The sequence below is a fragment of the Streptomyces sp. L2 genome, assembly GCF_004124325.1.
GTDB lineage: Bacteria > Actinomycetota > Actinomycetes > Streptomycetales > Streptomycetaceae > Streptomyces.
Genome location: NZ_QBDT01000001.1, coordinates 7,544,317 through 7,557,797, shown reverse-complemented (window position 1 = coordinate 7,557,797; position 13,481 = coordinate 7,544,317). Strand labels below are relative to the sequence as shown.

Genomic DNA, 13,481 nt, shown 5'->3' with positions numbered 1-13,481 from the left:
GGTCAGGCAAGTTCCTGCTCGGCCCAGATGATCTTTCCGTCGGGGGTGTAGCGCGTCCCCCAGCGGAGGGCCAGCTGGGCCACCAGGAACAGTCCGCGGCCGCCCTCGTCGGTGCTGCGGGCGTGCCTCAGCCGCGGGGCGGTACTGCTCGCGTCGGAGACCTCGCAGGTCAGCCGGGCGTCGCGGAGCAGCCGTAGCCGGATGGGCGGTTCGGCGTAGCGGATGGCGTTGGTGACCAGTTCGCTCACGACGAGTTCCGTCGTCATCGCCAGCTCGTCCAGGCCCCAGTCGGTGACCTGGCGGGTCGCGGCGGCCCGGATTCGGGCGACGGCGGCGGGATCGGCGGGCACGTCCCAGGAGGCGACCCGGTCGGCCGGGAGGGCGCGGGTGCGGGCCAGGAGGAGGGCGATGTCGTCGGGCTGGGGCCCGGGGACCAGTTGCTGCACGGCGGACGCGCACAGGCTGTCCAGGTCGGTTCCGGTGGTGGCGAGGACCTCGGCGAGCCGGGTCATGCCCTGTTCCATGTCGCGGTCGGTGCCGTCGATGAGGCCGTTGGTGTAGAGGCCGAGCAGGCTGTTCTCGGCGAGTTCGAACTCGGTGGCCTCGAAGGCCATGCCGCCCAGTCCGAGCGGGGGCCCGGCGGGTATCCGCGGGAAGTGGGCGCGCCCGTCGGGGGCGACGACGACGGGGGGCGGGTGTCCGGCGCGGGCCATGGCGCAGCGCCGGGCGACCGGGTCGTAGACGGCGTACAGGCAGGTGGCGCCCACGAATCCGGCCGTGTTCCGGTCGGCGGGCCGGCGCCCGGCCTCCTCGTCGCCGAGCCGCAGCACGAGGTCGTCGAGGTGGGCGAGGAGTTCGTCGGGGGGCATCTCCATGTCGGCGAGGGTCTGCACCGCCGTACGCAGCCGGCCCATGCTCGCCGCGGCGGTGATGCCGTGGCCGACGACGTCGCCGACGACGAGGCCGACGCGGGCGCCGGACAGGGGGATCACGTCGAACCAGTCGCCGCCGACGCCACCGGTCGCCTCCGCCGGCCGGTAGGAGGAGGCCACCTCCAGCGCGGTGCCGCCGGTCAGGGCGTGCGGCAGCAGGCTGCGCTGCAGGGTGACCGCCGCCGTGTGCTCGCGGGTGTAGCGGCGGGCGTTGTCGACGCAGACGGCGGCCCGGGCGACCAGTTCGCGGGCGAGGAGGACGTCGTCGGGCTCGAAGGGGACGGCATTGACGGAGCGGGCGAACGTGGTGAGGCCCAGTGCGGTGTTGCGGGCCCGCATGGGCACGGAGATGAGGGAGTGCAGGCCGTAGCGGCGGATGCGCTCGGCGCGCTCGGGGTGGGCGGCGACCCACTGGTCGTCGGCGGGGTCGAGGACGGGCATGAGGATCGGCTCGCCCTTCAGGATCAGGTGCATGCCGTGCGGCGGCGGCAGGAAGTCGACCTTCTCGCCGATCCGGGCGACCGATTCGGGGCAGCCCTCGCGGACGGAGCTCAGTCCGGCGCGGCGCATCACGGGCCGGGCGTTTGCGGGTCCGGCGTCGGTCAGCCAGGCGCCGTGGCCCTCGGTGCTGAGGACCGGTTCGAGGAGGTCCACGATGACGAAGTCGGCGAAGCGGGGGACGGCGAAGTCGGCGAGTTCCTGGGCGGTGCGCAGTACGTCGAGGGTCCGGCCGATGCTGGCGCCGGCCTCGTTGACGAGGGTCAGCAGCCGGCGGGCGGTCCAGCGTTCGGTGACGTCGAGGACCATGTAGCAGATCCCGGTGACGGTGTCACCGGTGTCCACGAGCGGGAAGAAGGACGTGGAGTAGGCGTGCTCGCGGTGCGGGTCGGCCCAGCTCCAGCCCACGTACTCGTAGTCGGTCACCGGCACCCCGGTCGCGAGCACCTTGCGCATGAGGCCTTCGAGGGTGTCCGCCTGCAGTCCGGGGAGGAGTTCGCTGAGCCGCCGTCCGAGGCGTTGCTCGCGGGGCACTCCGCCGAAGTGTTCCAGGGTGTCGTTCAGCCAGACGTAGCGCAGGTCGGGGTCCATGACGGCCATGCCGACCGGTGAGCGGGTGAGGAAGCCGTCGAGGACGGACCGGTCCACGGTCCACTGCGGCCTCTGCTCGTGTGCCGACAGCAGGAAGCACTCGTCGTCGCCGACCCGGAAGGACGCCGAGACCCGCAGGTCGAGGTCGACTCTGCGGCCGTCGTGGTGCCGGACGGCGACGCGGCCGCTCCAGCCCATGCCGGCGCGGCACCGGTCGGCGATGCCGGCGGCGCGGGCCGGGTCCGCGCGCCCGGCCAGCAGGCGTGCGGCGGGCCGGCCGACGGTGTCGGGAGCGCGGTGGCCGAGGAGGGTTTCGGCGGCCCGGGTCCAGGCGAGCACGGTGCCGTCGGCCCGGATGACGGCCGCCGCGTCGCCGGAGGCGTCGAAGAGGTCACGCGGCTCCGGCGCCGGGGAGGCGTCGATGCCCTGTCGCGCAGATTCCATCGGGGTTCCATCCTCTACACCCCCATGGTGCTGCCAGTGCGCCGGATCCGCACGGGCCCGGCGGCGGGGATGAGCGGGGCGGGCGGTGGGGCGGCGCAGGCAGCGCGTGTGCGGTGGTGGGGGCAGCATGGAAGGTGCGGTTCCTGGGCACTCGTCCGGCCGGCCGGTGGAGGTGGAACTGGGATGGCTGTGGATTCCTACCGGGCCGGCGACGACGAGCACCGCGCCGAGCAGCCGCGGCCGACCGGCCTGCTGGACATGCTGAGCGTGGCCGCGGTGGCCGTGGACGCGGACGGCCGGATCGTCTTCTGGACCCCGCAGGCCGAGGAGCTGTTCGGCTACACGTCCGAGGAGGCGCTGGGGACACCCGCGGGACGGCTGCTGACCCGGCCCGAGCACCTCCAGGCGGCCGTGGGCCTGTTCACGGAGGTGCTGCAGACGGGCCGCGGCTGGGCCGGCGCCTTCCCCGTGCGGCACAAGGACGGCACCAGCCGGCTGACGGAGTTCCGCACCATGCGGCTGCTGGACGATCTGGGCGACACCTACGCGCTGGGCATCGCGGCCGATCACACCCTGCTCCAGCGGGTCGAGACCGACCTGGCGCTGTGCGAGCGGCTGATCAACCAGTCCCCGATCGGGCTGGCCCTGTTCGACCCCGAGCTTCGCTACCTCCTGGTCAATCCGGCGCTGGAGCGGATCGACGGCATCCCGGCCGGGGACCACATCGGCCGCCCGCTGCGGGAGACACTGCCGTTCTTCGACGTCGACACCGTGGAGTCCGCTCTGCGGCAGGTGCTCACCACGGGCACGCCGCTGCTCGACCAGTACCACGTGGGCCGCCCGCCCTCGGACCCCGAGCACGAGCACGCCTGGTCGCTGTCGTTCTACCGGCTGGAGGATCCCAGCGGACGCGTGCTGGGCGCGGCTGCGTCGGTCGTCGACGTCACCGAGCGGCACCGGGCGGCCAGCGAGGCCGACCGGGCGCGGCGCCGGCTGGCGCTGATCGCCGACGCCTCCACGCGGGTCGGCACCACCCTGGAGGTGGAGCGGACGGCCCACGAACTCGCCGAGATCGCCACTCCGGTGCTCGCGGACGTGGTCGCCGTGGACGTGCTCGACTCCGCCCTGGCCTGCCGGCGGATGCGCAGACCCGACAACGGTCCGGAGCTGTTCCGCGCGCTGGCCCTGAAGGCCTCCCATCCGACCGTGGCGCTGCGGGCGGCGGACCCGCCGGGCGATCTCGCCGCCTATGACGGCGACCGCCTGGTCACCCTGTGCGTGCACACCGGGCGGCCGGTCCTCGTGCCGCACGTGGGCGCCGCCGACCTGCCGCGCATCGCCCGCGACGAGAAGGGCGGCGAACTGCTGGCCCGCGCGGGCGTGCACTCGTACCTCGCGGTGCCGCTGATCGCGCACGGCGAGGTGCTCGGTGCCCTCGATCTCAAGCGCACCGAGAACCCCGTGCCGTTCGACGAGGACGACGTCGTACTGGCCGGTGAGCTGGCCAGCCGGGCCGCCGTGGCCATCGACAACGCCCGCTGGTTCCAGAGCGTGCGCAACACCGCGCTCACCCTGCAGCGCAGTCTGCTCCCCGACCACTCGCCGCACCACACGGGCCTGGAGCTGGCCTCCCGCTACCAGCCGGCGCAGGCCACCAGCGAGGTCGGCGGCGACTGGTACGACGTCATCCCGCTGGAGGGGGACAAGACGGCCCTGGTGGTGGGGGACGTCATGGGCAACGGCATCGACGCCGCCGCCACCATGGGCCGGCTGCGGACCGCCACCTGCGCCTACGCCGACCTCGATCTCGACCCCGGGGCGGTGCTCCAGCACCTGGACAAGATCACCTGCGATCTGGAGCACTACATCGTCACCTGCCTGTACGCGGTGTTCGACCCGGCGACGCGGTGCTGCACCGTCGCCAACGCGGGGCACATGCCGCCCGCCCTCGCGCGGCCCGGGCAGAACCCCGTCCTGCTGGACCTGCCACCGGCGGCGCCGCTCGGCGTCGGTGGCGTCCCGTTCGAGACGACGACGGTCGAGCTGCGCCCCGGTGACGTGCTGGTCCTCTACACCGACGGTCTGGTGGAGACGCGGCAGCACGCGATCGACGACCGGCTGAACGCCCTGCTCGGCTTCCTGGACGAGCCGGGCCGTCCCCTGGAGGAGACCTGCGACCTGCTCCTGTACGGGCTGCGGCACCCGGACGACCACGACGACGTGGCACTGCTCGTCGCCCGTGCGCTGTAGGGATCGTACGAGGGCGCCGGGGTCTGATCGGCCACGCGTGGTGCGGGTGGGCCGGGAGTGGGAACCTGGGGAATGCAGAGGTGTCCGAGGAGGGCAACCCGGGAGGGCCGATGGGACGTGACGTCCCGGCGCTCGTCTTCACCCGCGAGGACCGCCGCCGGTACCGGATCAAGATGCAGGAGTGCCTGGAGGCGTTCGCGCAGATGCTGCGCGACGCGCGGTTCGAGTCCGAACGGCCGCAGGTGGGCCTGGAGATCGAGCTGAACCTGGTCAACGACGCGGCCGAGCCGGCGATGCGCAACAGCGACGTCCTGGAGGCGATCGCGGATCCGGCGTGGTCGACGGAGCTGGGCCGGTTCAACCTGGAGATCAACGTGCCGCCGCGCCGGCTCACGGCGGGCGGGCCCGACGCCTGGGAGTCGGAGATCCGGGCGGCCCTGAACCACGCGGAGCAGCGGGCCCGGTCGGTCGGCACCCATCTGATCATGGTCGGGATCCTGCCCACCCTGCGGCAGGAGGACGTCGGGGAGGGAGCGCTGTCGGAGAACCCGCGCTACCAGCTCCTCAACGACCAGATCTTCGCGGCCCGGGGTGAGGACCTGCGGATCGAGGTGGACGGCGTGGACCGGCTGCGGACCTACGCCGACACGATCACCCCGGAGGCGGCGTGCACCAGTACGCAGTTCCATCTCCAGGTGTCCCCGGAGGAGTTCGCCGACTACTGGAACGCGGCGCAGGCCATCGCGGGCGTGCAGGTCGGGCTGTCGGCCAACTCGCCGTTCCTGTTCGGCAAGGAGCTGTGGCACGAGACGCGTATCCCGCTGTTCGAGCAGGCCACGGACACCCGCCCGGAGGAGATCAAGGTGCAGGGGGTACGGCCCCGGGTGTGGTTCGGTGAGCGCTGGATCAACAGCGTCTTCGACCTGTTCGAGGAGAACCTGCGCTTCTTCCCGGCCCTGCTGCCGCTGTGCGACGAGCAGGACCCCGCCGAGACCCTGGACCGGGGCGATGTGCCCGAACTGGCCGAGCTGACCCTGCACAACGGCACGATCTACCGCTGGAACCGGCCGGTGTACGCGGTCGACCACGACCGGCCGCACGTCCGGGTGGAGAACCGGGTGCTGCCGGCCGGCCCGACGGTCGCGGACACGCTCGCCAACGGCGCGTTCTACTACGGCCTGACGCGCGCCCTGGTGGAGGAGGAGCGGCCGGTGTGGTCGCGGATGTCGTTCTCGGCGGCCGAGGACAATCTGCACACGGCGGCCCGGCACGGCATCGAGGCGCGGCTGTACTGGCCGGGGATGGGTGAGGTCCCGGTGCCCGAACTCGTGCTCAGGCGCCTGCTGCCGCTGGCGCACCGGGGACTGGAGCTGTCCGGCATGGACGCGGCCTGGCGGGAGCCGCTGCTCGGCATCATCGAGCAGCGCTGCGTCGTGGGCCGCAACGGTGCCGTCTGGCAGAAGGAGATGTTCCAGCACCTGGACGCGTCCAACCGGGCCGGCCGGCACGAGTCCCTGCGGCGCATGACCCAGCTGTACATCGACTACATGCACCTCAACGCGCCGGTGCACACCTGGCCGGTGGAGCTGAGTCCGTAGCGGCCGGGGAAAGCGGTGTCGGAGGGGGCCGGTGTCAGAGCAGGCCGCCCTCCTGGAGGTGCACCCCGCAGGCCGTGACCCGGTCCGTGCGCTCGGAGCCCTCGACGACGCGGACCCAGCTGTCCACGGTGAGTTCGCCGCCGGTCAGCTCGATCCGGAAGCCGCCGTACATGCCCGGGACGGGGAACCAGCAGACGGGGCGGGCGAGTTCGGTGAGGATCTCGGCGTCGGGCAGGCGCAGTTCCTCGCGGGTGGCCAGGTCGGGACGGTTGCCGTCACCCGTGCGGTGGTGGATCAGGCGGTGCAGGTTCCGTCGCAGTGCCGCGCGCACCTCCGGTGGCAGGGGGTGCCGGATCTCGGGCCGCAGCAGGCCGGTCAGGTGGTCGTGGCCCCGTTCGGCGGCGATGTCCACGGCGCGGGCGCCTTCGCGGGTGCGCAGCGTGCGGAAGGCGCTGTATGCCAGGAGCCGCCGGGTGGTCTCGGGGCTGGTGCCGTACCAGGCGGCCTGGTGCAGGGGTGTGTAGCCGCTGCTGCCGCCGAGGCGCGTGGAGTTGGCGAGGGACGGGGCCTCGTCGAGGATCTCGAAGACGGTGTGCCAGCGGCCGTCGCGGGCGGCGTCGGCCAGGCGGTCCCGCAGGGCCACGCCCTCCGGCAGGAGCGTCGACCGAAGGGTGATGCCGTCCCATTCCGCTGTGCGCTCGTCGTCCATCCGGCCGAGTGTAGGGCAGCCCGGCGGCCTCACGTCCCTTCGCTGAGCTGGGCGAACGTCACCGGCCGTCGCCTGAGCGGCCCAATGCCGGTCCGTCCGGCGGGCGTGGGCGTGTGGGCGGTGTGACCGTGGTGGAAGGCATGGCGGGTGCACCGGTGAGCGAGGAGGCGGGATGTCGGACAGGGCCGGCGGGCGTGGCACGGTCTGTGCCGCCGTGGCGGAGCGGGCGGAGCCCTCGGACGGGCCGGCCGCGGGCGGCCTGGAGCAGCTGGGCGCGGTCGCCGACGCCGTGCTGTACGAGGGCTACCTCCTCTACCCGTACCGCCGTTCCTCGGCGAAGAACCGGGTCCGCTGGCAGTTCGGGGTGCTGCTGCCCCGGGACTGGGTGGAGGCCGACGGGTCCGTCGTCCCGGGTGTCTCCGGCTCGGCGGACTCCTGGTACCAGCGCACCGAGTGCCTGGTGCGGGTGCGGCGGGCGGACGCGGCCGTACGGGTGCGGGTGCGGTACCTGCAGATGCAGCACAAGCAGGTGGAGGCGGCGGAGGCGGACGGCGGCCACCGGGCCGTGGAGTCGTTGCGGGACGCTGCGGGAACAGCGCATCTGACGTTCGACGAGGCGGTGCCCCGCGAGGTGGACCTCGCCTGGCCGGTCGCGGACCTGCTGCGCGGCCCGTGCGCCGCCGACGTCGGCGCGCCGGCCGGGGAGGAGACGGAGGCTCTGGCGGGCGGTGCCGGTCGCGTGGTGCGGCGGCGGCCGGAGGTCCGGGCGCGTACGACCGTCGAGGCCGAGCCGCTCGGCGAGGAGCTGTACCGGCTGCGGGTGCGCACCGAGAACACGGCAGGCGCCTTCGACGTGCGGGCGGTCCGGGGCGACGCGCTGCGGCAGGCGCTGATCGCCGCGCACACCCTGCTCGGCGGTGACGGCGTGGAGTTCGTCTCGCTGATCGATCCGCCCGACGGGCTCCGGGAGCAGGTACGGGGCTGCCGCAACGCGTTCACGTTTCCCGTCCTCGGCGGCGAGGCCCCGCCCGCGGACACGGACACGGGCTCGGGCTCGGGCTCGGGCGCGACGGGGAGCGTCATGCTCTCCGCGCCGATCATCCTGCCGGACCATCCGCGGGTGGCACCGGAGAGCCCGGGGGACCTGCACGACGCGGGGGAGATCGACGAGATCCTGACGCTGCGCACGATGCTGCTCACCGACGAGGAGAAGGCCGAGGCGCGGGCGACCGACCCGCGGGCCGCGCAGATCCTCGACCGGGTGGACTCCATGCCGCAGGAGGTCTTCGCCAAGCTGCACGGCGCGATTCGCTCGCTGACCCCGGCGGGTCCGGCCCAGCAGGCTCCGGCGCCGGAGGCGGGCGCGCCCGCAGGGCGGCCCGCCTGGTGGCAGGAGGGGGGCGACGACGGCCTCTCCCCCACCACCGACACGGTCCTCGTCGACGGCGTGCCCCTCGGCAAGGGCAGCCCGGTGCGGCTGCGGCCGCGCGGCCGGGGCGCCGACGCCCAGGACATGTTCCTCGCCGGACGGAACGCGCACGTCGCCGCCGTCCTCCACAACGTGGACTGCAGCGTGCACCTCGCGGTGACCGTCGACGACGACCCGGCCGCCGAACTGCACGGCTGGTACGGCCGTTTCCACTACTTCCGGCCCGACGAGGTCGAACCGCTTGGACGCGCGGACGCGCCCCGCCCGGCGGACCCCGTCCACCCATCCCGGCCGCAGTCCCCGCGGCCACTGCGTCCGGCCGACGGGCCGGAGGAGGGACGGTTCGATGGACGCCCTTGAGGTGCTCAAGCACGACCACCGGATGGTCGAGCAGGTGTTCCGCGACTACGACTCCGCCGCGTCCGACCGGCAGCGGCGCGGCGTGGTCGAACTGCTGGTGCGCGAGCTGTCCCAGCACGCGGCACTGGAGGAGATGCTCGTCTACCCGCTGGCCAGGAAGGTGCTCCCGGACGGTGAGCAGGAGATCGACGAGCACCTGGACGAGCACATGGCGGTGAAGAAGACGCTCCTCGCCCTCGACAAGCTGGACGAGGGCGACCGGCGCACCGACGACCTGGTCGCCTCGCTGCGCCGCGACGTCGAGGAGCACATCCGGGAGGAGGAGGGCGTCCTGATGCCCCGGCTGCGGGAGGCCGTGCCGCAGCAGGACCTGGACGAGCTGGGCGAGCTGATCGGCAAGGCGAAGCAGTCCGCGCCGACCCGCCCGCACCCCAACGCCCCTACCGCGCCGCCCGCCCTGACCCTCGCGGCCCCGCTGGCCGCGGCCTACGACCGGCTCCGAGACCGACTGCAGCAAAGGCCGACGACATGACGACCCAGAGCGGTACCACCGAAGTCCGCGGCGAGCCCGGCCGGGCCGAGGAGCGCAACGGCATCGACGAGATCCACATCCTCTGGATCTCCGAGGGCATGAGCTGCGACGGCGACACCGTCTCGCTGACGGCCGCCGGCCAGCCCTCCATCGAGGACGTGGTGCTCGGTCTGATCCCGGGCCTGCCGAAGGTCAACCTGGTCAACAAGGTGCTCTCCCCCAGTCTGGGCGGCGAGGACTTCCTCGCTCCCTACCGGGCGGCGGCGCGCGGTGAACTGGGCCCGTTCATCCTGGTCATCGAGGGCTCGATCCCCAACCAGAACATCATCGAGGGCGACGGCTACTGGACCTCGTTCGGCAACGACCCGGAGACCGGTCAGCCGCAGACCCTCAACTGGTGGATCGACCAGCTCGCCCCGAAGGCGTGGGCAGTGGTCGCCGCCGGCACCTGCGCCACCTACGGCGGCATCCACGCCATGGCCGGCAACCCCACCGGCTGCATGGGCCTCGCGGACTACCTGGGCTGGGACTTCAAGTCCACGGCCGGGCTGCCCGTCGTCAACGTGCCCGGCTGCCCCATCCAGCCGGAGAACTTCATGGAGACGCTCGTGTGGGTGCTCCAGCACGCCGCCGGCGCCGCTCCCCCGCCGCCGCTGGACCACATGCTGCGCCCGCAGTGGCTGTTCGGGAAGACCGTGCACGAAGGCTGCGACCGGGCCGCGTACTACGAGCAGGCCGACTTCGCCGAGGACTACACCTCCCCCAAGTGCCTGGTGAAGACGGGCTGCTGGGGTCCCGTCGTCAACTGCAACGTGCCCAAGCGGGGCTGGATGGCCGGCATCGGCGGCTGCCCCAACGTCGGCGGCATCTGCATCGGGTGCACGATGCCCGGCTTCCCCGACGCGTTCATGCCGTTCATGGACGAACCCCCCGGCGGAACGCTGTCGTCGATGGTGATCAAGCCGTACGGCGCCGTCGTGCGCCGGCTGCGCGGCATCACCAACGTCATGGTCAACCACGAGCCCAAGTGGCGTCACAACAAGCGCGAGCTGACCAGCGGTTACGACCCGCGCTGGCGCGCCTGACCCCGTAGGTCCCCTTCCCCCCACCAGCCCGCACGACCCGAACAGCGAGGGGCAGTACCGCAGATGACGACCACCGACTCCCGGACGACGGATCGCAAACCCGCCCAGATCGTGGACATGTCCTGGGACCCGATCACCCGCATCATCGGCAACCTGGGCATCTACACGAAGATCGACTTCGCCAACCGGGAAGTGGTGGAGTGCCACAGCACCTCCTCGCTGTTCCGCGGCTACTCCGTGTTCATGAAGGGCAAGGACCCGCGCGACGCCGGATTCATCACGTCCCGCATCTGCGGCATCTGCGGCGACAACCACACCACCTGCTCCAACTACGCCCAGCAGATGGCCTACGGCGTGAAGCCGCCGCGGATGGCCGAGCACATCACCAACCTCGGCGAGGCCGCCGAGTACATGTTCGACCACACGATCTTCCAGGACAACCTGGTGTTCGTGGACTTCTGCGAGGCGATGGTCAAGGCCACCAACCCCGGTGTCCTGGCCCGCGCCGAGCAGACCGCCGCGCCCCGCGGTGACGTGCACGGCTACCGGACCATCGCCGACATCATGAAGGCCTTCAACCCCTTCGAGGGCGAGGTCTACAAGGAGGCGCTGAAGGTCAGCCGGGTCACCCGGGAGATGTTCTGCCTGATGGAGGGGCGGCACGTCCACCCGTCCACGCTGTACCCGGGCGGGGTCGGCACGATGCCGCAGCCCAACACGTTCACCGACTACCTCAGCCGGCTGATGCGCGTCATCGACTTCATCAAGAAGGCGGTGGCGATGAACGACGACGTCTTCGACTTCTTCTACGAGGCGCTGCCCGGCTACGAGGAGGTCGGCAAGCGCCGTGTCCTGCTGGGCTGCTGGGGCGCCTGGCAGAACCCGGACGTCGTCGACTACCGCTACCAGTCGATGAACGAGTGGGGCAAGGCGATGTACGTCACCCCGGGCATCGTCGTCGACGGCAAGCTGGTCACCAACAACCTGATCGACATCAACCTGGGGCTGCGGATCATGCTGGGCAGCTCCTTCTACGAGGACTGGGTCAACGAGCAGCCGTTCGTCACGCACGACCCGCTCGGCAACCCGGTCGACATGCGCCACCCGTGGAACCAGACGACGGTCCCGGTGCCGCAGAAGCGGGAGTTCGACGGCAACTACAGCTGGGTGATGAGTCCGCGCTGGTTCCACCAGCAGACCGGCGAGCACCTGGCGCTGGACACCGGCGGCGGCCCGCTGGCCCGGCTCTGGTCGACGGCACTGAGCGGCCTGGTCGACACGCCGTACATCAAGGCGACCGGCAGCAGCGTGCGGATCTCGCTGCCCAAGGGCGACCAGCTCCCGGAGACCACGCTGGAGTGGCACATCCCGAAGTGGAGCAACACCATCGAACGGGACCGCGCCCGGCCGTACTTCGTGGCCTACGCCGCCGCGATGGCCCTGCAGTTCCTGGAGGAGGCGATGGGGCTGCTGCGGGCCGGCGAGACCAAGGTGTTCGAGAACTTCGAGGTGCCCGACGAGGCGATCGGCTGCGGCTTCCACGAGGCGGTCCGCGGTGTCCTCTCCCACCACCTGGTGATCCGCGACAAGAAGATCGCCAACTACCACCCGTACCCGCCGACCCCGTGGAACGCCAGCCCCCGCGACATCTACGGCACGCCCGGCCCGTACGAGGACGCGGTGCAGGGGCAGCCCATCTTCGAGGAGAACGGGCCCGACGACTTCAAGGGCGTCGACATCATGCGCACGGTGCGCAGCTTCGACCCCTGCCTGCCGTGCGGCGTGCACATGTACATGGGCAAGGGCAAGACGCTGTCGACCGTGCACTCGCCGACGTACGGGGCCAACCATGGCTGACGACGACGTCCAGGCCGCCGTACGCCTGCCGGACCGGGCCGTGGAGGCGCGGCTCGCCCGGCTCGACGAGGGCCTGGAGCGGCTGGAGTCCGCGCCCGGCCCGGCCGCCCGGGACGCGCTGGAGGCCGTACGGCTGCTCACCGAGGTGTACGGCGAGGCGCTCGCCCGGGTCGTGGACCGCGCCGACGAGACACTGTGCGAGGCGCTCGCGGACGACGAGCTGCTGGCGCACCTGCTGGTGCTGCACGGCGTCCATCCCGAGCCGGTGGAGCGCCGGGCCGCCCGCGCGGTCGAGAGGCTGCGGCCCGCCGTGCGCGAGCGCGGCGGTGACGTGGAGTGGGCCGGCGTGGACGGCACCGTGGCCCGGGTGCGGGTGAAGTCGGGCGGCGGCTGCGGTTCGGGGTGCGGCGGTGGTTCGTCCGACGTCACCGACGCCGTCCGCGCCGCGGTGCTGGCCGTGGCTCCCGAGCTGGAGGGCGTGGAGCCGGTGCCGGACGGCGGCGAGCGGCGGGCCGCGCCCGCGTTCGTGCCGCTGGCCACGATCAAGCGCCGGGCCGCGCCGCAGCCGCAGCCGCAGGAGACCCGGTGACGTCCGGCGGGGCGCTGGCCCGGGTCATCCGCTCCGCCGCCGAGCAGTCGGCGGCGGCCGCGGCCGAGGTGTGCGAGCTGTGCGCCGCACCGGTGGCCGGGGAACATCCGCACCTGCTGGAGACGGCGGTCGCCGAGGTCAGGTGCGTGTGCCGCCCGTGCTCGGTGCTGTTCGCCGACGGAGGGGCGGGCGAGGGGCGCTACAAGCTCGTCCCGCGCCGCCGGGTCAGGCTGCCACCGGTCGACACCGGTCTGCTGGGCGTGCCCGTCGGGCTGGTGTTCTTCGTGCCCCGCTCCGACGGCACGGTCACCGCGCAGGGGCCGAGCCCGGCCGGGGCCATGCGCTGGGAGGTGGACGCGGCCGCCTGGCGGCGGCTCGCCGAGAGGTGTCCGCCGCTCGCCTCGGTGACACTTGATGTGGAGGCGCTGCTCGTGAACACCGTGCGGGGCCTCGACGAGCACTGGATCGTCCCCGTCGACGACTGCTACCGGATGGTCGCCCTCGTCCGCCGGGAGTGGCGGGGCCTGTCCGGCGGCGGCCGGGTCTGGCCGGCCGTCGAGGAGTTCTTCACGGCGCTCACCGAGCGGTCGTGACACCGGCCTCGGGG

The 13,481-nt window shown here is 72.6% G+C and carries 10 protein-coding genes; 8 read left to right on the top strand and 2 right to left on the bottom strand.

Features of this window, described 5'->3' with window-relative positions:
• Positions 1 to 2: 2 nt before the first annotated feature.
• A complete protein-coding gene (locus DBP14_RS33815) occupies positions 3 to 2,465 on the bottom strand; it encodes a SpoIIE family protein phosphatase (protein ID WP_129311433.1) in 2,463 nt (820 codons plus the stop codon).
• A gap of 183 nt (positions 2,466 to 2,648) precedes the next feature.
• On the opposite strand from DBP14_RS33815, the gene DBP14_RS33810 reads away from it, so the two are divergent.
• On the top strand, positions 2,649 to 4,715 hold the full coding sequence (locus DBP14_RS33810) for a SpoIIE family protein phosphatase (protein ID WP_129311432.1): 2,067 nt from the start codon (positions 2,649 to 2,651) through the stop codon (positions 4,713 to 4,715).
• 110 nt (positions 4,716 to 4,825) lie between these two features.
• Entirely contained in the window at positions 4,826 to 6,313 is a 1,488-nt protein-coding gene (locus DBP14_RS33805; RefSeq protein WP_129311431.1) for a glutamate-cysteine ligase family protein, read from the top strand.
• A 34-nt stretch (positions 6,314 to 6,347) separates the two neighbouring features.
• Here the strand turns inward: DBP14_RS33805 and DBP14_RS33800 are convergent, their stop codons facing one another.
• Positions 6,348 to 7,022 carry an ankyrin repeat domain-containing protein gene (locus DBP14_RS33800; protein ID WP_129311430.1) on the bottom strand — a complete coding sequence of 225 codons (675 nt, stop codon included), beginning with the start codon at positions 7,020 to 7,022 and terminating at the stop codon, positions 6,348 to 6,350.
• A gap of 172 nt (positions 7,023 to 7,194) precedes the next feature.
• Here DBP14_RS33800 and DBP14_RS33795 point away from each other — a divergent pair, with 172 nt between their 5' ends.
• The 6 genes from DBP14_RS33795 (at position 7,195) to DBP14_RS33770 (ending at position 13,467) form a co-directional block, all read left to right on the top strand.
• Positions 7,195 to 8,811 carry a hypothetical protein gene (locus DBP14_RS33795; RefSeq protein WP_241741110.1) on the top strand — a complete coding sequence of 539 codons (1,617 nt, stop codon included), beginning with the start codon at positions 7,195 to 7,197 and terminating at the stop codon, positions 8,809 to 8,811.
• Positions 8,798 to 9,343, top strand: a complete 546-nt coding sequence (locus DBP14_RS33790; protein WP_129311429.1) for a hemerythrin domain-containing protein — start codon at positions 8,798 to 8,800, stop codon at positions 9,341 to 9,343. The genes DBP14_RS33795 and DBP14_RS33790 overlap by 14 nt, the downstream gene beginning before the upstream one ends.
• A complete protein-coding gene (locus DBP14_RS33785) occupies positions 9,340 to 10,428 on the top strand; it encodes a hydrogenase expression protein HypE (RefSeq protein WP_129311428.1) in 1,089 nt (362 codons plus the stop codon). The genes DBP14_RS33790 and DBP14_RS33785 overlap by 4 nt, the downstream gene beginning before the upstream one ends.
• Before the next feature lie 63 nt (positions 10,429 to 10,491).
• On the top strand, positions 10,492 to 12,285 hold the full coding sequence (locus tag DBP14_RS33780) for a nickel-dependent hydrogenase large subunit (RefSeq protein ID WP_129311427.1): 1,794 nt from the start codon (positions 10,492 to 10,494) through the stop codon (positions 12,283 to 12,285).
• Positions 12,278 to 12,874: a NifU family protein gene (locus tag DBP14_RS33775; RefSeq protein WP_129311426.1), complete on the top strand. Its 597-nt coding sequence runs from the start codon at positions 12,278 to 12,280 to the stop codon at positions 12,872 to 12,874. Before DBP14_RS33780 ends, DBP14_RS33775 begins: the two co-directional genes overlap by 8 nt.
• The gene (locus DBP14_RS33770; RefSeq protein ID WP_129311425.1) at positions 12,871 to 13,467 is read left to right on the top strand and encodes a DUF5947 family protein; all 597 of its coding nucleotides are present in this window, start codon (positions 12,871 to 12,873) and stop codon (positions 13,465 to 13,467) included. The genes DBP14_RS33775 and DBP14_RS33770 overlap by 4 nt, the downstream gene beginning before the upstream one ends.
• Positions 13,468 to 13,481: the final 14 nt, after the last annotated feature.